The following is a 23,177-nucleotide window of genomic DNA, read 5'->3' on the forward strand; positions in this document are numbered from 1 at the left end:
GGCTCACCTGCCCCGGCAAGACTGCTCTCGTCATCCGGGAAACCTGCCACCGTCCCCGCGTTCTTCACCGAGCGTCCTGCCCGGCGTCACTGCTCTCCCACACCACGCGGACCTTCAGATGGACAGCGCGCCGGCGGTGATGACGGCTCCAGCCTTCGCGGACAGATTCACCCCGAACTCCACCTCCACCTCCTGCGGACCCGCCTGTCGCAGCTGGTCAAGAACCGCCCGCGCCGTGTCGCGCACTGGAACCAGCGACTGCTGCAATGTCCGAGGTAGTTCACGTACCGCGTCACCGACCCGGCCCGCCTTCACCGGCCCGTCCAACTCCGGTGTGTTTTTCACCTCTTCCAGCAGAATCGCCCCGCCGCCTTCCAGCGGCATCCGCGCAATCAGCACGGCCGCGGCGCGGTCATCGACCATCGTCGCCTCGTCCACGACCAGGACGTCTACATCGCGCAGCCCGTCGCCGGTTCTCGATCTCGCCGAGCCAGGCCGCCACGGTCTTGGCAGGGATACCGGAGGCGTCGGTCAGGTTTTTCGCGGCGACCGCGGCGAGGGTGGTCCGGCGTACGTGAAGCCGGTGGCGTCCCAGCCGATCCGGCACGCCTCCATGCGCGTGGACTTGCCCGCGCCGGCGACGCCGACGATGGCGTCGATGCCGTGCCCGGCGGTCAGCACTCGGGTCACCGCGGCGGACTGTTCTCCATCACCGTCGACTACGAACGCGAACTGGCCCGGCTTGACGAGAAGGGCCACCGCCCGCTGCGGACTGTGGCCACGGACGACTCAGCAGCCGGGCTGTAGCTCGGCCCGGCCAGGCTCGTTTGGCACGGGCTCGGGCGGATGGCTCGGTAACGGGATGTTTGAATCTACTGGTCGTTGGGCGGCTGGTGGTGGCCCTGTTGGCTCGCGGTTTGTCGTTTCCGCTGGTAGTGGGTTCGGCCTTTGGCGGAGTTCCCGCAGGTGGCCATATCGCACCAGCGACGCCGGCCGCCTCGGGAGCTGTCGATGAACACCCAGCCGCATCGCAGACCAGGGCAGACGCGGGTGCGTTCCAGCGGCAGTGACCGAAGCAGGTCGAACGCCTGCAGGGCGAGTTCGTGGTTGAGGTACTCAAGCCCCGAGGTCTCGACGCTGACCTGGAGCTGCGGCGTGTTCCCGCGGACGGTCAGGCGAGCACTGGCGACCGCGTGCTTCCAATGATTCTCAACCTGGTCGACCGCCTCTGCAGGGGCTGGAGCGTCTTGGTGGATCAGTGCCGTGATGAGATCGTGCAGAGCCTCGCGCAGCTCGCGGCTGCGGTCCAGGGCCAGCGCGGCGTTGCCGGGCTCGGTCTCGGCCAGCCGCTGCAAGGCCGTGAGGGCGGCGGGGTCGAACTGACCAGTGAGGGCGGCCCACTCCAGCAGGCGCGGGTAACCGTCGAGCCAGTCGATCGGCTCCGCGTCACGAGCCGTGACCGTGTTCACCAGGTCGATGACGATGTGCCCGCCGATCAGGTCACGGGGCCTGAAGGTGTGAGCCTGGATGGTTCCCGTCACGCATGACCGCCTTTCATGGGCTTGCCTCGTTCCATCCAACCAGTGTACTGATGTTATCCAGTTGGAATGCTTCGCGGCTGAAAGGAGACGGCCATGGCTGCTGCCGTTGAGCTCATAGCGGCCCCCTGGAATCTCGGCCTGCGACCGCCCGCGCCTGGGCGCGAGCCCGGAACGTGGCGGGCCCCGCAAGCGCTGCTGTCGGCGGGGTTGGAAGCACGGCTGCGGCCGGCCCGGGTGGTGGAGCTCGACCGTCCGCTGTACGAGTTCGACGCGCAGCCGGCCACCCGCATCCGCAACGGGGTGGCCGTCCGCGAGCACACGCTGCGGCTTGGCGAGGCGGTCCAGGCCGCACTCGCCGCCTCCCGGTTCGCGGTCGTGCTGGGCGGCGACTGCAGCATCCTGCTGGGGTGCCTGCTGGGGACCCGGCGCGACGGACGCTGCGGCCTGGTTCACCTCGACGGGCACAGCGACTTCCGGCACCCCGGCAACTACGACGTCGGTTCGTCCCTCGGCTCGGTGGCCGGAATGGATCTGGCCCTGGCCACCGGCCGCGGTGAGCTGCTGCTCACCCACTGGCCGGCGGTGGGCCGGCCGCTGGTTGCCGACGAGGACGTGGTCCAGATCGGTGACCGGGAGGACGAGGAGATACTTCCGGTCACCCGGTTCACCGCCCAGGAGATCCAGCAGATCGGCATCGCCGATCTGGGCGAGCGGGTCATCAGCCGCCTGCAGCGGCGTGGGCTGGACCGCGTCTGGCTCCACCTCGACCTCGATGTGCTCGACGAACGCGTCCTGCCCGCGGTGGACTCTCCGGGCCGTCCCGGCCTGGACTTCTCCCAGCTCACCGAACTCGTCTCGACCCTGGTCGGCACCGGCCGGGTGGTGGGGCTCGACGTCGCTATCTACGATCCGGAACTCGACCCGGACGGCGTGTACGCCGCTCCCATCGTCGACTGTCTCGCCTCCGCCCTGACCCCGCTTGCGACCGTGGAGGCGCACGCATGAAGACGCTGCTCGCCGACGGCCCCAGCAACCTGTACGCGACCGAGATGGAGCAGTTCGGACGCCTGGCCGGACACTGGGCGACCCAGATCACCTACTACCCCACCGACGGCTTACCGGCCAGCCGAGTCGGCGGCGAATGGGAGTTCGGCTACGCCCTGGAGGGCAGAGCAGTCCTGGATGTCTGGCAATGGCCCGGGCGCGATGAACTCCCCGCCACGGGTCGCTCTTCGGACCAGGAGTGCGGCCTGTGCGTGCGAATCTGGGATCCGCGCCTGCAACTGTGGCGGTTCACCTTCCACGGCACCGCCCGCGGTGACCTGGTGCACATGTACGCCCGCCAGATCGACGATGAGATCGTCATGGAACGCGCCGCTGGCAGCGACCTCGTCCGCTGGACCTTCACCGACATCACCGCCGACACTTTCCACTGGCGAAACGAACGATCGCCCGACGGCGGACACACCTGGCGGCTCGACCAAGAGGTCAACGCCCGCCGCCTGCGGTGAGAGCGATGCAATGGCCAGGCCGGCGCCCGCCGACCCGCCCCCGAGCCCGCGCGGAGGCGAGCCCGTCGCTGGTGTTCGCCACGATCAGTTCATGCTGCAGCTCGGCGATTATCTCAAGCCTTCCGGCGCCTGTCCTCGATGTTCAGCAAGGCTGCCGGAAGCCGTGTGATCTGTGGTTGTGACGTGGTTATCTCCCGCTTCATCCATGACGTTGATGAAGGGGAGGCGCCATGCTCGTACAGCGTGTCGTGTTGCCGACGGTGCGGGTGGACTCGTGGACGGTGCTGGGGGACGACGACGTTCCCGTGGAGCCGATCGAGCGCTACCTGGCCTATCTGACGGACGTCGACAGATCGCCCAACACCGTCAGGGCGTACGCCTACGACCTCAAGGACTACTGGACGTTCCTGGCCCACCGGGGACTGGACTGGCGTGAGGTCCGCCTGGAGGACCTGGGTGAGTACGTCGTCTGGCTGCAGCTGCCGCCGTCGGGCCGCAAGGGGCAGATCGCGGTGCTGCCCTCGGTGGAGCCGCACGTCAGCGCGTCCACGGTCAACCGCAAGCTGTCGGCACTGTCCGCGTTCTACGCCCACCAGTTGCGACACGGTGTCGATGTCGGTGATCTGCTGACGACCCTGCAGCCGCCCGGACGCCGGGGCGGCTGGAAGCCGTTCCTGCACCACATCAGCCCCGGCCGGCCCCAGCCTCGGCGAACGATCTCGCTGAAGGTCCCGAAGAAGCTGCCGCGCGTGCTTACGACGGCGGAGATGCAGGCCATCCTGGACGCCTGCGATCACCTGCGTGACCGCTTCCTGTTCGCTCTGCTCCATGAGACCGGGATGCGGATCGGCGAGGCCCTCGGCCTGCGGCATGCCGACATCGCCGCAGCCGAGCGGGAAGTCACGGTCGTTCCCCGGAACAACGCCAACCGGGCCAGGTCGAAGTCGCGCGAGCAGAGATCCATCCCGGTCAGCGCCGAGCTGCTGCGGCTGTGGAGCGACTACCTGCACGCCGAGTACGGAGATCTCGACAGCGACTACGTGTTCGTGAACCTCTTCGCTGAGCCGCGCGGACAGGCCCTGTCCTATCCGGCCGTCTACGACCTGGTGCTCCGGCTGCGGCGCCGCACCGGCATCGCCTTCGACCCGCACTGGTGCCGGCACACCGCGGCCACCCGGGCACTGCGTGACGGGGTCCCGATCGAGGTCGTCTCGAAGCTGCTCGGACATTCCTCGGTCACCACGACGTCGGCGGTTTACGGGCATCTGACCGTCGAGGACGCCCGCCGCGTCCTGGAGAAGGCCGGCTGGTTCCGGGGCACGGAGGTGCAGTTGTGAACGCCGTCCCAAATCCGCACGAGGACCGTCCTCCCCGGCCTGCGGGCCTGCTGGAGAAGCTCATGTCCGCGATTCGCCCTGAGTTCCGGCAAAACGACCTGGTCTTCGACCCCCGCCACCCAGTCTTCGGCGGTCCTGCCTGCGCCGTCGAGGGGTGCGACCGACCGGCCCGCAGCAACCGCATGTGCTGGGGGCACTCGGTGCGCTGGACCCGCGAAGGCAGGCCCGAGCTGGAGACGTTCCTTGTGACCACGCCCGCACGCTGGGTCGGACACCGGCTGCTGGACGCTTGTGCGGTCGACGGCTGCCGCTACGGACTCCACAGCCACGGCATGTGTCAACGCCACTGGCGGCAGTGGAAGCGGTGTGGGAGCCCGCCGATGACGGCATGGCAGACCTCCACGGCTCCGCTGCCCGTTCCGTCACCGCTGCCCGAGGTCTGCCGGATCAGCTACTGCGACCTGTGGGTGAGGGGAACCTCGGTGTTCTGCACGGGACACGACGGCCGCTGGAAGGCGCTCGGACGCCCCGACATCGAGGACTTCACCGCCTCCTACGAGGAGAGCGGACCCGGCGGGTCCGAGCACATCGACCTGCGCAGACTGCCCATGCAGCTACGCCTGGAGATGCAGTACGCGCTGCAGTGCCGCCATGACGAAGCCACCAAGAAGATCAGGCCCGCATGGGCCCAGCGCCTCGTCAACGCCCTCGCCGACGCCCAGGTCCGGTCTCTTCTCGACGAGCCGGAAGAGTTCTGGAAGACCTTCCGCGGTCCGACCGGCAACTGGGCCACGGGCTGGGGCACTTTCCTTCTTGGCGCCCGCCGACGCATCGAGGAACTGGTATACGGTCGCGGCTGGGAGGCGGAATACCCCCGCCCCGTCTGGCGGCTGCGCAATCTCGGCATCGTCCACTCGCACACATCGACGATCACCTTCGAGGAGATCACCCAGCCCTGGCTGCGGGATCTGGCCAAGCGCTGGGCACGCTGGCGGCTGTCCGGCGGCATCAGCGCCAGCACCGTACGCGCGGGAGTGCGCATGGTCGCCCGGTTCTCCGCGTTCCTCCCGGCAGAGGTGACCGGACTCGCCCAAGTCGACCGCGCCCTGCTCGAACGCTACCTGGCAGATCTCCATGCTGCGATGGGCGGCCGCAGCACACACAACGCGCACATCAGCAACCTGAACACCTTCCTGCGCACGATCCGCGTGCACCGCTGGGACGAGGCACTGCCGGGCAATGCGGCCTTCGTCCCCGAGGACTACCCCACGCCGCCGCCCCTGCTGCCCCGATCCGTGGCCGAGCATGTCATGGCCCAGCTGGAAGACCCCGCCAACCTCGCCCGCTGGCAGGACCCCGCACGACGGCTGATCACGCTCGTCCTCATGCGTTGTGGGTTGCGCATCACCGACGCCATCAACCTGCCGCTCGACCCCGTCGTCCATGATGCCGAAGGCGCCCCCTACCTGCGCTACTTCAACCACAAGATGAAGCGCGAGGCACTGGTCCCCATCGACGAAGAACTCGAACAACAGCTCCGTGACCACCAGCGCCGAATCCTGGAAGAGCGGCCCGAGGGGGTGTCGGTCCTCTTCCCCCGCGCCGACGCGAACCTCCGCGGTGACAGACCGATCAGCACCTCCGGCTACCGGATCTCGCTGGCCGAATGGCTCCAACGCTGCGCAACCCGCGACGAGTTGGGTCGACCAGCACACATCACCCCGCATCAGTTCCGGCATACCCTGGGCACCAGGCTGATCAACAAGGACGTACCGCAGGAGGTCGTCCGTCAGATCCTTGATCACACCTCGGCCCAGATGACCGCCCACTACGCGCGGCTGTCGGACAACACCGTCCGTCGGCACTGGGAGAAGGCTCGCAAGGTCAACGCCCAAGGCGAGACCGTTGCCCTGGACCCAGCCGGCCCTCTCGCGGAGGCGGCCTGGGCCAAACAGAGACTCTCCCGGGCTACGCAGGCCCTGCCCAACGGCTACTGCGGACTACCGATGGTGCAGTCCTGCCCGCACGCCAACTCGTGTCTGACCTGCCCGATGTTCATCACGACCGCCGAGTTCCTGCCCCAGCACCGTGAACAGCGCCAGCAGACCCTGCAGATCATCTCCGCTGCCGAAGCCCGTGGGCAGAAGCGGCTCGTGGAGATGAACAGGCAGGTCGCCGACAACCTGGAGAAGATCATCACAACGCTTGAAGACGACGGGCAGCCAGGCACCGGTGAGGCGGACGCTGATGCCTCCTGAGACCAGCGCTGCACCGCTCGTCACCGCCGCCCGCAAGCGGCACGAACTGACGCGGTCCAAGGCCATCCAGGCACTGCGCGAACTCGACCGCACCGGAGCCCCGGTGTCCTTCGAGGGTGTCGCCCGTCGCGCGGGCGTCTCACGTTCGTGGCTGTACTCCCAGCCCGACATCCGCGCCGAGATCGAACGGCTCCGTGACGCCATCGGACGTTCTCCCTCACCACCGATTCCCGCCGCCCAGCGCTCCTCCGACGCCTCGCTTCACGCTCGCCTGGAGGCCGCCCTGGAACGGAACCGGCAACTCACCGAGGATAACCAGCGCCTGCGTCGGCAACTTGCTCACGCGCTCGGCGAGCAGCGAGCCTCAACTACGCGCTCGTGAGACGTTGCGCTTCATCTGGCGGGTTTGCAGTCGATCTGGAGGACTGTGCGGGAGCAGTCGAGAACCGCCGTGCCGGGGCTCGGTGGCGGCCCCGGCACGGCGGGCTTTGACTAGATGCCGAACGGTGCGGCGTAGTGGACGGTGCCGCTGGGCAGCGGGTGGTCGGCGTCGAGGGTGAGGGCCATCATGGCCTCATCCGGGACGTCGATGCTGAGTCCGATGCCGTACTTGGAAGCGCGAGTGAAGCCGAACCGCGGGTAGTACGTCGGGTGTCCGAGGACGGTGACGAAGTGCTCGCCCAGCTCCTTGGCGGCCTGCAACGAGGCGCGGATTACCGCAGAGCCAGCGCCGGTCTTCTGGTACTTGGGCCAGACGGCGACGGGGCCCAGGCACAGGGCCGGGGTGTCGTCGATGTGGCAGCGGGTCAGCAACGCGTGGCCGATGAGCTTGCCGTCGTGGTCGGTGGCGACGATGGACAGTCCTTCGATCCACGAGGGGTCGGCGCGCAGGGCGTCGACGAGGTCGGCCTCCAACGGAGTGTCAAACGCGGCAAGGCTGATGTCGCGAATGGTGGGGATGTCCGCGCTGGTCTCAGCACGCGTGATCCAGTTAATGCTCACGATGGATGGAGATCCGTTTCATGGTTGGTTCGTATCGGTATTGCCCCGCGAGCTCACGCTCCCAGCGAGGCGAATCCAGATGAGGTCAGGCCGCAACCCGGGACGTGAGGGTGGTCCAGGCAGAGCACATGGCAGTGGCCTTGAGCGCGGTCATCAACCTCACCTCCCAACTTCCTCGATCTGGATCAGACACGAACGTCAGACACCGTATCACCCCGTCAAATTCGACCGCTCACGCACCAGCGCATCAGGTCGACTTCAAACCCACCAGATGAAGGCAATGCTCAGCTGGGGCCCCGAACCCAGCTCACCGCATCGCGCTTCAGTAACGATCGACCCGTGCTGAGCGGCGCTCGAAAGGGTCACGCGGCCAGGTCGAAGACACCGTCCTTGACCTGGCCGCCCAGGTCACAGCCCTGCTTGATCGGCGAGCTTGAGATAACCGCCAGCACCGACAGCATCCCGAACATCGCTCGGCCTTCCATCGTGGAGGTGTCGATGCCTGTTCGATGGCGTGCATCCCGATGCCACACTCGCGCAGCTCGGCGCCAAGGGTTACCGGGTGCAGGACGGAGCGGGAGAGCTGGTCGAGCCGGGTGACCTTCAACATGTCGCACTCACACAGCAACTGGAGGACGAGGTCGAGCTTCGGCCGGGACGCCTTCGCACCGCCCGCGGTGTCGACGTGCATGTTGTCGCGGTCGACACCTGCCCGCAGCAGGGCGTCCGCGACGTCCCCGCCAGGCGCAGCGCGATGCTGGACGAGTTGGTCGCCGAGGACACTGGCGACAGTGCGACGCGGACACCGCGTCGAGCGAGCAAGATCGCCGCGGCGCTGCCGGCGAGGCTGACTCCGCTGATGACGACGTCGTAGTCGTAAACCGCGCTCTCAGGCTTGGTCATGCGCTGATCGCCCCCTTCGGGGTGTGGTGCCGTTCGTGGGGGTGGCAGCCCCATCGCCCCGTCGCCGACGACCAGCTCCGGGTCGCGCATGGCATCAGTCAGTGTCGAGGCCGTCGATCAGGCGGTTGAGGAACCGTGTGAAGGTGGCTTCGGGGGTGAGGGGGCGTCCGGGAGTGGATAGGGCTTCGGCAAGTTCCGGGTGGCAGCCGTCGGCGGCGACAGCGGCGAGGTAGCGGGCCTCGGCTGCGGCCCTGTCCGGGAATCGTGAGACTGCGGCCTGCGCGATCTCGTGGGCGACATGCCCGGCCACGAATGCGGCGAGCTGGGCGAAGACCTCCAGCTTCGCCGCACCGTTCAGCCCGGTGGGCTGCAGGACGGCGAGCGCGTGTTCCAGGAAGGCCAGCGTGTTGGTCGCCCGCAGGAACGATCTCCCTGACACTTGATGGGAGACCATCCGCGTCGCAACTGCTCTACTTGCTCAGCAACGCCGCAAGCCGGGCGGCGGTCTTCTCGCCCGCTCGCTGCTTGACGAAGCCTTCTTTGGCAGCCGCACGAAGCCTCACCTTCGAGCTGTTCTCCGTGCCCTTTGTCACCAGCGCGGTGACCACTACAGGATTCATGCCCCTGGCACCGCCACTGGCAACGACACGGATCATCTCCTGGTCCCTGCCAGGCTCCACATGCGTAGGCCCCACTGGCCGCCCTGCCCCTTCGAGCACTCTGACGACGCGCTTTACGGCATCGTCGAACGGCAAGGGGATGACAAGGTCGACCTCATGGACGTTCTTCCTCATCAGCTTGGCCACAAGCCCAATCAAGCGACCGCTGCCCCCACCCACGGCAGCCAGTGCAGCAAGCTCTTCAGCCAGGATTTGGTCCTCGTTCTGGTCCACGCGCCCCCACCCTTCACTGCCTGACCTGTCTGTGCAATCAGCCACGGGCGTTGTGAGCTTGCTCCGCTTTGACAGACACCATCGGTGTGGTGATCAGGCCGCGAGGACGGTCTCGTACTCGGCGGGACTGCGGTAGCCGAGGCTGCTGTGCAGCCTGCGTATGTTGTACCAGCTCTCGATCCACTCGAAGATCGCGGTCCTGGCCGTTGCCCGGCTCGGCCACGGCCGGTCGCCAAGCAACTCCCGCTTCAGGGTGGCGAAGAAGGACTCAGCGAGGGCGTTGTCCCAGCACTGCCCAGTGCGGCCGACCGAAAGTCGGACACCGAACTCGGCTACAAGGCGAACCGGGTCTCGCAGGCCTGGTTCGCGTGCCGGTCCTGCGGATTCGTTGATCACGCAGACCGATGGGGGCACCTCCCGCTCGAGCGAAGCCGAGAGTGGGGGAGGCTCCCGCAACATCCGCGCTCGTGCGTGGCAGTTGTGGCGACGCGAGGTCGAGTCAACGGCCCCTGCCCCACCACCGGAGCGCACGCGCCGGGGCGGGGCTGGACGCAAACGCAGCATCACCGCCAGTGACGCCCGTTGTGCAAGCCCGGGACTTTAGTCCCGATTAGTTGACAGGCCTGGCCTGCGAGTCCGCAGGGAACGGCGACCCCCCGCATCGAAGCCCCCGTCGCCCTCCTGCGCACCGGTACAGAGCAGCCCATCGCCTTCCCCGAGACCTGCCCGCAGTGCGGCTCCGGTATCGACACCTCCGAGCAGCGCTGGCGCTGTGAACGCGGCCGCGACTGCCACCTGGTCGCCTCCGTCTCCTACGCCGTAGGCCGCGATCAGTTCGACATCGAGGGCTACCGCGGGCCGCGCTCAGTAATCGATGGCGGCGCGGTCTGGAACCTGAATCACCGGGTTGTGCGTCGTATCGGGCACGTCATGCATGGCTGCGGGGCGGGGACGGTTCCAAGGCTGATGGGTGGGACGTGGTGGGACGAGCGAACAGTTGTGTGACGCCGACGGCGAAGACCGCACCGCACCGGCGGTGGCTGCTTCACGTCGACCGGTGGTGGGGCAAGAACACGCAAGGCCGGTCACCCTGGGCGCGTGGCCGTGTTCTCGCGTCGCTCGCGGTTCTGGTCGCCGGGCTGCAGGCATTCCACTCTGCCGTGCCCAACACCGTGGGCCGCTTTGGTAGCCTGCTGGAGACGTTTCTGCCCTGGCTCGGCCTGCCCGTTCTGTTGATGCTCGGCCTGGCGCTGCTTCGCCGCTCGGCCACCGCGCTGGTCGCCCTGTTGTTGCCCGCAGCCGTCTGGGCGAACCTCTTCGGCGGGTTGCTCCTCGACGAGGACTGCGGCGTACCCGACATCATGGCGGTCCAGCACAACGTCAGTGACGAGAACACCGACCCCGTGGGAACAGCGCGCGCCCTGATCAGGTCCGCACCGGATCTCATCGCTCTTCAAGAACTGACACCCTCCGCAGCGCCGCTCTACGAGACAGTGCTGGCATCGGACTACCCTCACCACGCGGTCCGGGGAACTGTCGGACTCTGGTCGAAGTACCCGCTGGCAGACGTCCGGTCGTTGGACATCAAGCCAGAGGGGATCGGGGACGACTGGAGTCGTGGGCTGCGCTCCAGCGCACAGACGCCGTGGGGCGACATCGCGGTGTACGTGGCCCACCTGCCCTCGGTCCGTGTCCGAATGAGCGGTTTCAGCTCCGGCCGGCGGGACGAAAGCGCCGGATTGCTGGGCGCGGCCATCGCCGCCGAGGAGCTGGACGAAGTGATCCTGCTGGGTGACCTCAACAGCACGGTGGACGACCGTGGACTGGCCCCGGTCACCTCGCAGATGAATTCCGCACGGCGAGGCTTCGCCTTCAGCTGGCCTGCAGCCTTCCCCTTGTCCCGGATCGACCACGTCCTGACTCGCTCGGCGACCGTCACGGGCATCCGGACCCTGCCGGCCACCGGCAGCGACCACCTGCCGATCGCCGCCGGCATCAAGCTCGGACCGTGATTGGCTCTGCTCACGAGTTTCGAGTTTCGACAGCGGTTGTTCAGCGCATTGGGTTCTGGCTCGCTTTCCGTGAAGGCGGCACGCTGGGTGACGGCTGACGCCCGGATCAACCTCCCGAAGTTTGCCTGAACGCCGCTCGGCTATCAGGGCAGTTACGGCATTTTCAGCGCCTACATCAGGAAGAAGCGCACCTCGCCCCGCCCGGTCACCGCACAGCCGCCAGCACCCCGCGTGGTGACCAAGTGGATCCTCAGCCGCCCAGAATCCCTGTCCGAGACAGAACAACTCCGGCTCAAAGCAGTCCTGGCCAACTGCCCCGAACTCGAAGCCCTCACCGGACACGTCCGACCCTTCGCTCAGATGCTCACCGAGCGCCAGGGCGAACGGCTCCCCGCATGGCTCGACGCCGTCCGCAAGGACGACCTGCCCAGCCTCCACACGCTAGCCGCAGGGATTGACCGCGACCGCGAGGCCGTCATCGCGGGCCTGACCCTGCCCTGGAACTCGGGCGTCGTTGAAGGGCACGTCAACCGGATCAAGATGCTCAAGCGCCAGATGTTCGGCCGCGCAGGCTTCGCGCTCCTTCGCAAGCGAGTCCTCCTTGCGTAACAGCCTGGCCGAGCATCGCGAAGATCCAGTGTCTGGCCGTGGATGTCGCGCGAGTGCCAGGATGCGTGTCGGAGCGCAGACGGATGTGGAGGAAACGCATGCGCGCGTTGTTGGCAATGCGTAAGCGGAGTACACGAACGCCATCGAGTCCGTCAATGCCCGCATCCGCAAGGTCGTGCGAGCCCGGGGCCACTTCCCGACCGAGGCCGCCTCCCTCAAGTGTGTCTACGTGGCACTGATGAGCCTGGACCCCACCGGGAAGGGCCGCAAGAGGTGGACCATGCGCTGGAAGGCGCCGTTGAACGCCTTCCAGATCGCCCTTGAGGGCCGCCTCACCACCAGCACTCACTGACCAGTTCAACTACGTGCAGGCGGCCTTTGCACCATCGGCATGCGCTCCCGGGCCAGCCTGCGGCCGTCCGACGTCCTGGCGCGTCATCACAGGGCAAGGCGGAGTGGAAGAGCTGGCCGGGGGCTTGGCCGGCGCCGGGGGTCACTCGTTTGGAGGGTGAGCGGAAGCCGGCCTGTACCTGAACGTCTTTACCCAGGAACATTTCTGTACAGGGCATTTGTAGCGTGATGGCCCTTGTCTGTGGTCCGGGTCGTGGGCCGGTTGTCGTTTCGTCGCAGATGGGAGGGGTCTCGTTTGGTGGTGCGGGTGGACGGCAGCCCGGCGAGGCTGGGGACGTGCAGTGCTTGGTGGCACACGGCTCAGCGAGGGGCCTTGGGGTGGGCGGGCCGGTGGGGCCTGGTCGGTGATGCGGCCGAGACACGGAGGCTGGCGGGTACAGCGCCGGGACGGATGGCGGGGTTTGTCGCCCCTTCGGCCTCGGCGGCGGAGGTGGAACTGCTGGCCTGCTGGGGGGCATTTATCACGCTGGTGGACGACGTCTTCGACCGGGACCTGCAGCACGCTTCACCTGCCGAGGTCCGCGCCGTGCTGCAACCTTTGGTCGCGGTGGTCGCGGGCGCCGGTACGGGGACGGCGCCCGCAGCTGCCGCCCTCGAGGACCTCTGGCAGCGCACGGCCGTCGGGACTGTGCCGGACTGGCGCAGGCGGTTTGCCGCCTCCTACGCGTCGTTCGCCGAAGCGACGTGCGAGGAGGCGCGGTGGCGCGAGACGGGATACATGCCTTCGGTGCAGGAGTACGTCCGGCTGCGCCGCCGCACGATCACGGTGGCACCGCTGCTGTTGGTGGCGCAGCGGTGCCTGAGCGCGTGGCCGGACGCGGAGGGCCTGCACGACATCTGTGCCGATGTCGTCGCCTGGACGAACGACTTGTTCGATGCCGGGTCGGAGCAAGCCGGGCAGGTGGGGCTGGTCGATGTCCTGGCGCGGGAGCGGGGAGTCGACCGCGGTGAGGCAGCGGAGACCGCCCGCGCGATGATCGAGGAGCGGCTCGACGACTTCGACGGGCTCGCCGGGCAGTTGGCGGCTGGATGGTGCGTTGAGGGTGCCCGCTCGCGGGTCGAGACTGTCCGCACGTTCCTGGACGGCGCTGTCGCGTGGCAGTACGAGAGCCGCCGCTACCGCGCCACCCTGCCCTCGCAGCGGGTGTCGGAGGGGGTGCGGGCGGACCCGGTGGAGACGGCTGTCGTCCGGCTGGAGCGCCGGCTGGCGCTGGTGGTGGCACCAGGCGGAGCGGTGCCGGACCGGTGCGCGAGCCGCGTCCTGGAAACGGCGTTGTTCCTGGCCCTGCTCCGCACGCGCGGCACGCACCGAGACGAGCAGAGACAGCTGGCCTCCTATCTGGAACGGCGACGCGGTGATGCCGACCTGCTCGATGCCCTGCTGATCGATGCCTGCCTGCGCCCTCACACGCTGCCGGCCGACGCCGCCGACGCAGCAGTTGATTGTGTGGCCGGTGAGTCGGTCCACGGGGTGGGAGGTCGTGGCCGGCTCAAGCGCAGCATGCTGCACGCGGTGCTGCACGTGCTGGGCGGCCTGCGGCTGAACGCCCAGGACACCCCGGATCCCGCCCCCACCAACGCGCTGTCCACCTTCAGCACGATCCACCTCTTGGCCGTCCGCGTCTTCTACGCCCAGGTCACCGGATACCCGCACACCGTCTCCACCGGCGAACGCTTCCAGCTCGCCGACCTCCTGGACGACGATCAGGGACGGCTGTTGTGGGAGGCCAGCGCGGCCACCGAACTGCTCGGACTCAATGCCCTGCAGTCCTACCGGCCGGGCCACCCGGTGATCGACCGGGCCATCACCGGCCTGTTGCACGCCCGCGACAGCGATGGCGGGATGCCGTTCCTCGACAGTCAGGACGTATGGCTGTCAGCCGTGGGCGGTCTGGCCTTCCTCGGTCGGCCCGCGCTGCGGCGTTACACCGCCCGGATGGGCGAGTTCGTCGCAGCCTGGCAGGCCGCCGACGGTGGCTGGCCCTTCGCCAGTGGTGTCCGTCAGACCGACGTCGACACCGCCGCCCGCTGCATGGAGTTCCTCCAGGCTCTCGACGCGGACCGCTACCGCCACCATCTCGACCGGGGCGCTGCGTACCTCGCCGTTACGGCCGGCCCCGACGGCGGGTTCCCCACCTGGCTGGAGGGCGACGACCCCGACCTCGACATGACCGCGGGCGCCGTCATCGCCCTGGCCACCCGCGGGCCGAGCTGCACCCGGCTCGTCACCGCGGCCACACGCTTCATCGTCGACGCCCAGCGTCCCGACGGCACTTGGACCCCGAGCTGGACCCTCAGCGAGTCCAGCGTCATCCTGCGCGCCGTCGACGCACTTCAGGCCGCACGCGGCACCCCTGGCATCGACTCTGTGCGGCTCACCGCCGCGATCACCCGCGCGGCGGCACGTCTCACCGCAACCCAGCAACCCGACGGAGGCTGGGGCCACACACCGGACAACGCCAGCGACGCCCTCTCCACCGCGCAGGCCATCCCCGTCACCGCCCGCTATGGCCCACCCCACGTCACCCCCGCTGCAACTGCCTATCTGCTGTCCCAGCAAGACGAGACCGGCCGCTTCCCCGCCCCGCCCGACCAGGTGGGACCCCGCCCTATGCCATTCGACTTCCCCGTCGTCGCCGACCTCCACACACTCGCAGCCCTGACACGCGTCCGATTCGTCCAGCGCCAGCGGCGGGCTGCGTAACCACGTGCGGCAGTCCCCGTACCGGGTGACCAGCCAGGCCTGCCCATCCGGCATCTTCCTGCGCGAGACCGGTGTCCGCCGGTGGCGCGCAGCTGGGGCGGCACCGATGATGTGATGAGCACTCATGCGTGTGTGATGCCCTGCTCCACCGGTGCTGGGACGAACAGCGGGGCAGATTGACCGGATCACTGAGTGAGCCGGGTCGCCCCGCTCGCGGCTAGAAGATCACTGAAAATCTCGGTTCTGGCCTCGCGCGCACTGGTGTGGGGCCAGACTGCTGTGTGTGCAGGGGGAATGGGCTGGGGAGACGGTCGGGCCGGATGCGTGGGAGACCTGTCGGGAGCTGATCCCGGCCGGGAGTGTGTTCGCGTTCCTGGCCGAGCATCGCGAAGTGCTGTTCCCCGGGTCGATGTTCGCGGACATGTACCCCTCGACGAACGGGCGGCCGTCGATGCCGCCGCAGGTGCTGGCCGCGACGGTGGTGCTGCAGAGCCTGCACGGGCTCTCGGACTTCGAGACGGTGCAGGAACTGCGCTGTGACCTGCGGTGGAAGGCGGCGTGCGGGCTGGGGTTGTATGACACCGCGTTCGACCCGTCGCTGCTGACGTACTTCCGCCGCCGACTGCAGCGCTCGGGTGACCCGAACCGGCTGTTCGCCAAGGTCAGGGAGGTCGTCACGGCCACCGGTGTCCTCAAGGGCCGGCAGCGGCGGGCGCTGGACTCCACCGTGCTGGACGACGCGGTCGCCACCCAGGACACCGTCACCCAGCTCATCGCCGCGATCCGCCGGGTCATCCGCGAGGTCCCCGATGCCGAGCAGGTTGCTGCGGCGTGGTGCACCGCGCACGACTACGCCGACCCGGGCAAGCCCCGCATCGCCTGGAACGACCAGGCCGCCCGTGAGGCACTAGTCGACGCCCTGGTCACCGACGCGCTGAACCTGCTCGGCCGCCTGCCCGAGCAGCAGTTGGGCGAGGCCGCGGCGAACGCCGTCGGGCTGCTGGCCCTGGTCGCGGGCCAGGACGTGGAGCCGGCCGAGGAATCCGACGGCCGCGACGGGCGCTGGCGCATCACCCGCGGGACCGCCCGCGACCGCACGGTCTCCACCGTCGACCCCGAGGCGCGGCACATTCACAAGAACCGCACCCGCCACCAGGAGGGCTTCCGCGCCCACGTGGCCTTCGAACCCGAGGCCGGGCTGTTCACCGAGGTCGCCCTGACCGCCGGCAGCGGGGCCGACAACCACGAGGCCGCCATCGCCCGCGACCTCCTCGCCGACGAGGAAGCACCGCTCACCGTCCTGGGCGATGCCGCCTACGGCACCGGCGACCTGCGCGAACACCTCCAGGCCCAGGGCCACGACCCGGTCCTCAAGCCACCGCCGCTGAAACCGGCCGTCCCCAGCGGCTTCACCGCCGACGAGTTCACCGTCGACACCGAGAAGGGCGAGGTCACCTGCCCCGCCGGACACACCGCCGCGCTCGGCCGACCGCTGGCGAACGGCTCCCGGCAGGCCCAGTTCAAGAAGCTGTGCGCCGACTGCCCGCTCAAGGACCGCTGCACCCGCTCCAAAACCGGCCGGGTCTTCACCGTCCACGCCAAGTACGACCTGCTCAAGGCCGCCCGTGACCAGGCCGCCACCGACCCCGACTGGCAGGCCGAGTACCGCCGCTGGCGACCACCGGTGGAGCGCGCCATCGCCTGGCTCGTCGCCAAGGGCAGCCGCCGCGTCCCCTACCGGGGCGTCATCAAGAACGACACCTGGCTCCACCACCGCGCCGCCGCCCTCAACCTTCGCCGCCTGATTAACCTCGGACTCACCCGCACCACCGGCACCTGGACGCTCACGACAGCGCACGCATAAGGCAAGGGGCCGCCCGGCCCACCACCGGACAGCCCCACGCACAAGATTTTCAGCAGTCTTCTAGGGCCCGCTGACCGTCGAGGACCACGCCGGCAGAGGTTTCGGCGGCTTACAACGCCGCTGCTCCGACGGAATTCATCCGAGGCATACCACGGCCCCGCAGCTTGCCGCAGTCCTTCTCAGAGGTCGGGTCGGCTGGGGGCGGGTGGTTTACCGAGGCCGCGGCATCCGCGTCATGCGCCTGCTGCGAAATCCGTCCGTCCCTTCCCCAGGGGCTGTTCCTGGCGGCCCGGTGGCTGCCGGACGAGGCGTCGAGTGGGGTGCGGGCGCCTGGCCTTTTGCTACTCGCCGGTGCAGGCAGCGGGGCGGGTGTCGAGCCGGCGGTGGGGGCCGACGAGGTCCACGTCCCAGTAGCGGTTGTGGTAGCCGATGCCGATGGCCGCGATGTCGGCGCTCATCAAGTCCTTGTAGAAGGCGTTGTGCGGGTCTGGGTCGGTGGCCATGTCGGCGAAGTATCCGTCGTGGTTGTAGCCGTAGAACATGTACTCGGCGATGTAGTTCGAGAAGATGCCGGCGTCCGAGAGCCGGGTGCGCAGGTCGCGGCCGTCGCTCCCGACAGAGGTGAGCTTGCCCATCCGGGACATGTCCTGCGTGTGGCTGCGCGCCACGTTGGACGCCTGGTCGGAGACCAGTAGCCCGGGCAGGTCCTTCGCCTTCCGCGTCTTGTTCACTTCGCACACGATCCAGTCCACGTTGGGGTAGTACTCCCGTGCGGCTTCCGCAGTGGTCGTGGCTGGCGCGGCGGGCGGAGTGGGCGCCGCGGAGGCGGTCGGAGCGATGGCCGTGAGCGTGGCCGTCAGGGCGCATACGGCAACGGCGATGCGCCGCGCGCGCCGCCGGGGGTGAGATGTGGTCATACCCTGCCAACGCACTCCTCAGGAAGAGGTTGCGCCGCGGTCCCGCGTTTGCAGTACGCCGACTTTGCCACCGGGCTGCCGCGACCGATCGAGGAACGCGTCGACCCAGACCCCCAGATGCGGTTGCAGTACCCGCGGCGACGAACGGCTCACCGCCGCCTGCGAGGACGTGAGCAGGGGGCGGTGAGCCACATGGCGCTGGTCCGGCGAACCACTGGAGCCGGAGCCCGGTGATTCAGCTGCTCAGCCGACCGTCGGCAGAGCCCTGCGTGGGGGAACGGCGTTCAGCATCTCCTGCGCCACTGGTTCCCCGCTGTCCGCGTCGACGAAGCTGACGCGGATCACGGGATCACCGGGGGTGTCGCGGCTGGCGGTGGCGTCCAGGGCGAAGACCACGGACACCGGTTGTGCGCTCTCCCGTGTCCGGTACACACCCGAGTACAGGAGGATGCGCCAGCCGCCCTGCTCCCAGTGGTCCAGCAGACCCGACCGGACCACCGGGGAGGCGGTCTGCCAGGCGAGGGAGCGCTCCAGCAGTTCCACGCTGGCGGCGACGGGCACGCGGTCTGCCGGCTCGCTGCCGAAGAGCGGATGCCCGCAGACTCGTAGCCTCAGTCGGCGCAGGGGAAGCAGCCACCACCGGTCGAGATCGACCGAGAGCGCCACCAGTACGAACACGGCGACGGCCAGAAACACGAGCGATCCGCCGGGCTGTTCGGTGATCGTGGACCACCAGGCGCCGTTCGCCGCCGCTGTCGCGCCGCCTGCGAGGACCACCGTGGCGCGCGCGAACGCGCGCCAAGTGATCGGGGTGTCCTCGTTCGCCGAACAGCCGCAGGAGGACTCCGGGGCCAGCGCCCGGCCGTAACCGAGATAGCCGAGGAATCCGGCCCCGAGGACGGCGGTGGCCGTGCCCGGCACCGGGTTCGCGGGTAGGGCCAGCAGCCCTACGGCGACCAGGAGTTCGACTGCGCCGACGGCACGCAGCACCAGTGCCGCCCGCTCGCTGCTGCGCAGTATGCGGGCCAGCGCCGTCTTGGGTGCCTGGCGCACGGTGTCACGGTTGAAGAGCTTGACCGAGCCGGTCCACCCCAGTAGGCCCGCAAGGACCAGCGGTACCAGGCCCGTTGTCAGTGAGAGCATCTTTGCCTCATCCTTCTCCCTCCTGTGATGCGGACGTCAGTGCCCGACGGAGACACGGACGATGTCCACGGAGTCGTCGGACGGCCGCCAGGCCCCGAGCACCTGGGCTCTCTGTCCGATACGCAGCCGGGACAGGTCCGAGGTGAGCGCGCGGCCCGCGTAGGAGGCGTTCGTCGTGTCCGGGAGGACGTGGCCGATGAATTCGTGCTGTCCGTGGGAGAGGTGCAGTCGGTTCTTCGCGATGCCGCGGATCTGGGTGTCGATGTTCACGATGTTCACCCACACCGCGTCGGCGGCGACGGTACCGTCCGGCATCGGGACGCCACGCGCGTAGAGCCCGTCACCGATCTCGATCTCGGCGGCGGTGGTGGGCCGGACCTTCCACACGCTGGTGGCGTTGGTCATCTGGACCCGGGAGTGGTCGCCGTAGGATCCCCCGACCTGAAGCACACTGCCGGTGATGCCGGTGATCCGACCCTCCACGAAGGACGATGTGGGGATCGCCGGGTCGAGCGACGGCTCGGAGGCGAAGGCCGCGTCGGCGTCGATACCGCCGAGGGCGGTCGCGCCGACGATGGTTGCGCCGCTGAGGGCGGCCGTGGTGAGAAAGCGTCGGCGGCCCAGCCCGCCGTTGTTGTTGTTCTGACGGTACGTCACGTCAAATGCCTCCTCACTCGTAGATGTAGACCGGCAGCTTGCCGGAGCTGAGGCTGCCGATGGCCGAGAAGGCGGCCGGGGTCAGGTCCAGGACCCGGTTGGTGCGGCAGGCGCCGTTGCAGCAGGTGGCCTCGCCGCACCAGCTCTTGGTGCGCGGTCCGCAGTCGGTGATCGTGATGCAGACGGTTGCGCCGGAGCACTGGTGCCTGACGTTCATCACGGCGCCGCAGCCGCGTCTGGGGATGTTCTCGCCGCACAGGTCGGGCCGGGTGATGTCCCAGCATGCCTGTGACGCGTTGGGCCAGGCGCCGTGATTCGCGCTGGACCGGCAGTTGCCGCAGGCGCCGCCACCTGCGCTGCCGCACGGACCCCACGCGGATCCGCAACAGAACCAGCTCGTTTCACCGGCCCACAGGCTGGTCGATCCGCAAGCCATCGTGCCGCCTCCCTCTGGCTGATGTCGTGCTCATGACAAATTGCCTTGAAGGTTGTTGCGCACACAGCACTCCCATGATGCGTGCGTCTACGCGCGTTGGCCAGAAGGCCGTTGAAGAACTGTTGATCCGAACGGCCGACAGGGCCGGCCCCTCCGTGAGGGGCCGGCCCCGTCTCTGTGTCTGTACTGCCTGCGGTGCGCCTCGCTCCGGGTCTCGCCCGCACCGTGGCGGCCACCGCCCAGATCACGTTCCGATTACCTCGCGGAGATCGGCCCTTGTGCTCCAGGTCACGCCAGCGTAGATCCGTGTCACGCCAGCGAACGAAATGTTTGCTGAAATCGAATCAGGTGTTTTCTCATGACCGAGCGACCGGACCCTGACGACTCCGCGACCAGCACCGACGCCGGAACCCTGGCGGACGAGGCGCTCGGCGCCCGCATCCGCGAGTACCGCGTGATGCGGCGCATGTCACTGCGGGCACTGGGTGAAGCAGCCCAGGCCAGTCGGGTTCCTCAGCCGGCTGGAGCGCGGACAGGCCAATGCCGGCATCGGTATGCTGCGCCGCATCGGGGCAGCGCTGGCTCTCAACGTGGCGGACCTGTTCGACCAGAACAGCACGACTGGGCACCGCGTGGTGCGGCGCAGCGAGTTGACCGACGCTCCACATCGCACCCGGCAGGCGGAAGTTCCTGATCTCGCAGCGGTCATTCGGACATCTCGAGGTGTACGCAGGCGAGTTCAACACGGGATCGGGTGGCCGACGGTGCGACCGCCGGCCACCCCATGGTCCCGTGTTACTCCGTGGCGATCGGGCCCAGGTACTCCAGGGTCCAGGTCTCCTGGAATTCGGGCTTCGGTTGGGTGAGTTCGATCTGGGCGCCGCGGTGTCCGGCGCGCAGGCTGAGGCCCTTGTCCGAAAGGATCTTGACTCCGCCGATGACCCGTTCGAAGGTGAACTTTGCCCACTCGGTGCGCGACACGCTGTTGACCCAGAGCTTGTCCTCGGGGACGACGAGGCCTGCGGCGGGGTGGTAGGCGAGGTGGATCACGTACGGTGACGCGGATTCGGGCTCTTGCCCGGCCTCGAGGTGGTCGATGACCCACTCCTGCTCGATCGGGAGCGGGTTGAAGCGGTCGGTGATGACGGGGGCACCGTGCTTGACGGCGTACTCGGTGGCGGTCAGCACGCTGGTGGGACCGATGATGTGGGCGTGGATCTTGTACTTGCCGGGCTTGACCGGGATCGGAGTCATGGGCGGGACTTCCTCTCTCACGGAGGGCGTCGAGGGATGGTTGGGCGTTACCGGACAGATCTCCCACATCGAGGCACAGTCAGCTACCGCAAGAGGGCCAGATGCGGCTAACCGGATTACGGAGTGCACTGTTCGGGGGACAGTTGCGAACGCGGTGGCCTGGAGCCGGCCTGCCACTGGCGCAGTCGGCCTGTACCTCCAGCGGTCTTCTCAGCACCCGCAGCAGGTGATCCTCCGCGTCGACGGGAAGCCCAGGGCGACCGCGGGCAAGTCCGCGTTGTCGATGGCGGCTGGAAGGCTGAACGGCATGAACGGCGACGATGAGCAGCTGCTGCGCGGCTGCGTGTATGCGATGTGCCGGTTTGGCGCCAGTGGGTGGGTGTCAGTGGCAGCATGTCAGAGGGCGTTTGGCTGGCTCACGCCGTAGCGTTGGCATGAACTCGGCGGACGATGACGTTCCGCTGCGGGTTGGGCGGTTCCAGCAAATCGAGTCGTGGAGCGCCGCGGCGCCGATGCCGAGGCCTGGCCAAGCCCGTCGGCGTCGGGGGAGCGCTGGTCGCGCTGCTGCCGTACTGCGCGATCTGCACTGGGTTCTACGGGGCGTTCGGCTACTTCGCGCGGAACGCCCTGGCCGACCTCACCGGTGTGACAGTTCCCTGGCCGCTGTGGGCGCTGGCCGCGGTGGCCGTCGTCGGGTGCCTCGGCTGGCCAGGTGTTCGGCGCCGGCGCCGGCGGGATGTTCGTGCTCGTCCTCGGCGCGTTCATCGGCTTCGAGGGCACCGCGATCTACTCGGAGGAGGCGCGGGAGCCGAAGCGGACGATCCCTCGCGCGACCTACCTGGCCGTCGCCTTCCTTGCCCTGTTCTACAGCCACCTGGGGAGGTCGAGGATCGGGGCGTTGCGGTGATGACGTACGAGCCCCCGCCGACTACGGAGCCGGGGCCGATGAGGTAGCCGCCGCTGCGGAGCCTGGGCCCTCGGTCCCGGGTCCGCGGGCAGGGCGCCCACCGGAGATGCTGCACGATGGTGCACCTCGTGGTGCGCGGAGGTCCTTCGCTTCGCGGAGGGCGTCGGCGCGGGCAAGGGGGTCTTGGAACTCATCGGCAACGACGTCGCCGCGTTCTGTGACGACCTGGTCAAGGACTCACGCACCTATGCGGACGTCTACCGGGAATCCATCAGCCGGGAGCCCGGCACGACCGAGACGTAACACCGCCGCCCCATGCCAGCGGGCGTAACCCGCACGCGCGGTTCGTTCACCTCGGCGCAGCGCGATGAGACGCGGGCCGACCGGCCACCAGAAGCCGTCGCAGATCCCGTCCACCGAGGTGGTCGAGCAGGCCGGCGAGACCTGGCTCAGCCACGCCAACGCCGGCAACGCCCCCGGAAAGCAGGTCTCCGGCGGCTGGCCGCTCGACACCATTCCCCAGGACGACGCGCCTGACGCGTAGGCACGGACGATCACTCAATCCGAGTTCCGAAACAGCACCTGAACAGGCAATCAGGTCCAAGAGCCAGCGATCCACGCGGCAAGGCCCGGAGGAGTCGAACCAGGCACACTCACACAACCAGGTGGAACATGGCAAACAACAGCGCTTCCTCAACCGATTCGAAGTGGACCGGCATGGTGCCGGTCGACGAAACGGCCCTGGCCGTCACCGACACCGGCGGTTCCGGCATCCCCGTGGTCTACCTCAACGGCCAGTTAAGATTGGGTGTGTAAGG

Annotated in this window: 23 protein-coding genes and 6 pseudogenes; 16 read left to right on the plus strand and 13 right to left on the minus strand. The window is 68.4% G+C overall.

The window, feature by feature from the left end:
- Positions 1–114: 114 nt before the first annotated feature.
- The 3 genes from ABD858_RS34395 to ABD858_RS34405 form a co-directional block, all read right to left on the minus strand.
- Positions 115–438: a CU044_2847 family protein gene (locus ABD858_RS34395; protein ID WP_345033611.1), complete on the minus strand. Its 324-nt coding sequence runs from the start codon at positions 436–438 to the stop codon at positions 115–117.
- Between the two features lie 93 nt (positions 439–531).
- The gene (locus ABD858_RS34400) at positions 532–759 is read right to left on the minus strand and encodes an AAA family ATPase (protein ID WP_345033609.1); all 228 of its coding nucleotides are present in this window, start codon (positions 757–759) and stop codon (positions 532–534) included.
- A gap of 113 nt (positions 760–872) precedes the next feature.
- Entirely contained in the window at positions 873–1,541 is a 669-nt protein-coding gene (locus tag ABD858_RS34405) for a CGNR zinc finger domain-containing protein (RefSeq protein ID WP_345033608.1), read from the minus strand.
- Between the two features lie 93 nt (positions 1,542–1,634).
- Here ABD858_RS34405 and ABD858_RS34410 point away from each other — a divergent pair, with 93 nt between their 5' ends.
- The 5 genes from ABD858_RS34410 (at position 1,635) to ABD858_RS34435 (ending at position 7,029) form a co-directional block, all read left to right on the plus strand.
- Positions 1,635–2,546, plus strand: coding sequence for an arginase family protein (locus tag ABD858_RS34410; RefSeq protein ID WP_345033605.1), 912 nt, complete (start codon positions 1,635–1,637; stop codon positions 2,544–2,546).
- Entirely contained in the window at positions 2,543–3,052 is a 510-nt protein-coding gene (locus ABD858_RS34415) for a hypothetical protein (protein WP_345033603.1), read from the plus strand. Before ABD858_RS34410 ends, ABD858_RS34415 begins: the two co-directional genes overlap by 4 nt.
- A gap of 230 nt (positions 3,053–3,282) precedes the next feature.
- Positions 3,283–4,389, plus strand: a complete 1,107-nt coding sequence (locus ABD858_RS34425; RefSeq protein ID WP_345033601.1) for a site-specific integrase — start codon at positions 3,283–3,285, stop codon at positions 4,387–4,389.
- Positions 4,386–6,647 (plus strand): tyrosine-type recombinase/integrase, encoded by a 2,262-nt coding sequence (locus ABD858_RS34430; protein WP_345033600.1) that lies wholly within the window; start codon positions 4,386–4,388, stop codon positions 6,645–6,647. The genes ABD858_RS34425 and ABD858_RS34430 overlap by 4 nt, the downstream gene beginning before the upstream one ends.
- Positions 6,637–7,029 carry a DUF6262 family protein gene (locus tag ABD858_RS34435; RefSeq protein ID WP_345033598.1) on the plus strand — a complete coding sequence of 131 codons (393 nt, stop codon included), beginning with the start codon at positions 6,637–6,639 and terminating at the stop codon, positions 7,027–7,029. Before ABD858_RS34430 ends, ABD858_RS34435 begins: the two co-directional genes overlap by 11 nt.
- Positions 7,030–7,139: 110 nt before the next feature.
- Here ABD858_RS34435 and ABD858_RS34440 read toward each other — a convergent pair whose 3' ends face one another.
- On the minus strand, positions 7,140–7,649 hold the full coding sequence (locus tag ABD858_RS34440; protein WP_345033597.1) for a GNAT family N-acetyltransferase: 510 nt from the start codon (positions 7,647–7,649) through the stop codon (positions 7,140–7,142).
- 562 nt (positions 7,650–8,211) lie between these two features.
- Positions 8,212–8,340 (minus strand): annotated as a pseudogene (locus ABD858_RS34445) (recombinase family protein); the annotation flags it as partial.
- Here ABD858_RS34445 and ABD858_RS34450 point away from each other — a divergent pair.
- Positions 8,335–8,523 (plus strand): hypothetical protein, encoded by a 189-nt coding sequence (locus ABD858_RS34450; RefSeq protein ID WP_345033596.1) that lies wholly within the window; start codon positions 8,335–8,337, stop codon positions 8,521–8,523. The pseudogene ABD858_RS34445 and the gene ABD858_RS34450 overlap by 6 nt on opposite strands.
- Before the next feature lie 123 nt (positions 8,524–8,646).
- On the opposite strand, the pseudogene ABD858_RS34455 reads toward ABD858_RS34450, so the two are convergent.
- From ABD858_RS34455 to ABD858_RS37045, 3 genes and pseudogenes are all read right to left on the minus strand, one after another.
- Positions 8,647–8,964, minus strand: a pseudogene (locus ABD858_RS34455) (TetR/AcrR family transcriptional regulator C-terminal domain-containing protein); the annotation flags it as partial.
- Positions 8,965–9,022: 58 nt separating this feature from the next.
- Entirely contained in the window at positions 9,023–9,445 is a 423-nt protein-coding gene (locus ABD858_RS34460; RefSeq protein ID WP_345033595.1) for a hypothetical protein, read from the minus strand.
- Between the two features lie 93 nt (positions 9,446–9,538).
- Positions 9,539–10,009, minus strand: coding sequence for an integrase core domain-containing protein (locus ABD858_RS37045; RefSeq protein WP_425586295.1), 471 nt, complete (start codon positions 10,007–10,009; stop codon positions 9,539–9,541).
- Between the two features lie 78 nt (positions 10,010–10,087).
- Here ABD858_RS37045 and ABD858_RS34470 point away from each other — a divergent pair.
- The 6 genes and pseudogenes from ABD858_RS34470 to ABD858_RS34495 form a co-directional block, all read left to right on the plus strand.
- Positions 10,088–10,342 (plus strand): annotated as a pseudogene (locus ABD858_RS34470) (NAD-dependent DNA ligase LigA); the annotation flags it as partial.
- A gap of 143 nt (positions 10,343–10,485) precedes the next feature.
- The gene (locus ABD858_RS34475) at positions 10,486–11,457 is read left to right on the plus strand and encodes an endonuclease/exonuclease/phosphatase family protein (RefSeq protein ID WP_425586296.1); all 972 of its coding nucleotides are present in this window, start codon (positions 10,486–10,488) and stop codon (positions 11,455–11,457) included.
- A gap of 132 nt (positions 11,458–11,589) precedes the next feature.
- Positions 11,590–12,066 (plus strand): annotated as a pseudogene (locus ABD858_RS34480) (ISL3 family transposase); the annotation flags it as partial.
- Positions 12,067–12,199: 133 nt separating this feature from the next.
- Positions 12,200–12,418 (plus strand): annotated as a pseudogene (locus tag ABD858_RS34485) (transposase); the annotation flags it as partial.
- A 450-nt stretch (positions 12,419–12,868) separates the two neighbouring features.
- Positions 12,869–15,181, plus strand: a complete 2,313-nt coding sequence (locus ABD858_RS34490; RefSeq protein WP_345033593.1) for a terpene synthase family protein — start codon at positions 12,869–12,871, stop codon at positions 15,179–15,181.
- 283 nt (positions 15,182–15,464) lie between these two features.
- Positions 15,465–17,045 (plus strand): IS1182 family transposase, encoded by a 1,581-nt coding sequence (locus tag ABD858_RS34495; RefSeq protein WP_345033590.1) that lies wholly within the window; start codon positions 15,465–15,467, stop codon positions 17,043–17,045.
- A gap of 341 nt (positions 17,046–17,386) precedes the next feature.
- Here the strand turns inward: ABD858_RS34495 and ABD858_RS34500 are convergent, their stop codons facing one another.
- The 5 genes from ABD858_RS34500 to ABD858_RS34520 form a co-directional block, all read right to left on the minus strand.
- Complete coding sequence (locus ABD858_RS34500) at positions 17,387–17,962, minus strand: CAP domain-containing protein (RefSeq protein ID WP_345033587.1); 576 nt, start codon at positions 17,960–17,962, stop codon at positions 17,387–17,389.
- Between the two features lie 243 nt (positions 17,963–18,205).
- Positions 18,206–19,105 (minus strand): MauE/DoxX family redox-associated membrane protein, encoded by a 900-nt coding sequence (locus ABD858_RS34505; RefSeq protein ID WP_345033586.1) that lies wholly within the window; start codon positions 19,103–19,105, stop codon positions 18,206–18,208.
- A gap of 36 nt (positions 19,106–19,141) precedes the next feature.
- On the minus strand, positions 19,142–19,762 hold the full coding sequence (locus tag ABD858_RS34510; protein ID WP_345033585.1) for a cell wall protein: 621 nt from the start codon (positions 19,760–19,762) through the stop codon (positions 19,142–19,144).
- A gap of 13 nt (positions 19,763–19,775) precedes the next feature.
- Positions 19,776–19,979: an RlpA-like double-psi beta-barrel domain-containing protein gene (locus ABD858_RS34515; protein ID WP_345033584.1), complete on the minus strand. Its 204-nt coding sequence runs from the start codon at positions 19,977–19,979 to the stop codon at positions 19,776–19,778.
- Between the two features lie 1,014 nt (positions 19,980–20,993).
- Positions 20,994–21,452 carry a hypothetical protein gene (locus ABD858_RS34520; protein ID WP_345033583.1) on the minus strand — a complete coding sequence of 153 codons (459 nt, stop codon included), beginning with the start codon at positions 21,450–21,452 and terminating at the stop codon, positions 20,994–20,996.
- Between the two features lie 712 nt (positions 21,453–22,164).
- Here ABD858_RS34520 and ABD858_RS34525 point away from each other — a divergent pair.
- The 4 genes and pseudogenes from ABD858_RS34525 (at position 22,165) to ABD858_RS34540 (ending at position 23,175) form a co-directional block, all read left to right on the plus strand.
- Positions 22,165–22,359: an amino acid permease gene (locus tag ABD858_RS34525; RefSeq protein ID WP_345033581.1), complete on the plus strand. Its 195-nt coding sequence runs from the start codon at positions 22,165–22,167 to the stop codon at positions 22,357–22,359.
- Between the two features lie 150 nt (positions 22,360–22,509).
- Positions 22,510–22,662, plus strand: a pseudogene (locus ABD858_RS34530) (DUF1048 domain-containing protein); the annotation flags it as partial.
- Between the two features lie 64 nt (positions 22,663–22,726).
- Positions 22,727–22,903: a hypothetical protein gene (locus ABD858_RS34535; protein WP_345033580.1), complete on the plus strand. Its 177-nt coding sequence runs from the start codon at positions 22,727–22,729 to the stop codon at positions 22,901–22,903.
- A 128-nt stretch (positions 22,904–23,031) separates the two neighbouring features.
- Entirely contained in the window at positions 23,032–23,175 is a 144-nt protein-coding gene (locus tag ABD858_RS34540) for a hypothetical protein (protein WP_345033579.1), read from the plus strand.
- Positions 23,176–23,177 lie beyond the last annotated feature (2 nt).

This window comes from Streptomyces sannanensis, assembly GCF_039536205.1.
In the GTDB taxonomy this organism is placed as follows: Bacteria; Actinomycetota; Actinomycetes; order Streptomycetales; family Streptomycetaceae; genus Streptomyces; species Streptomyces sannanensis.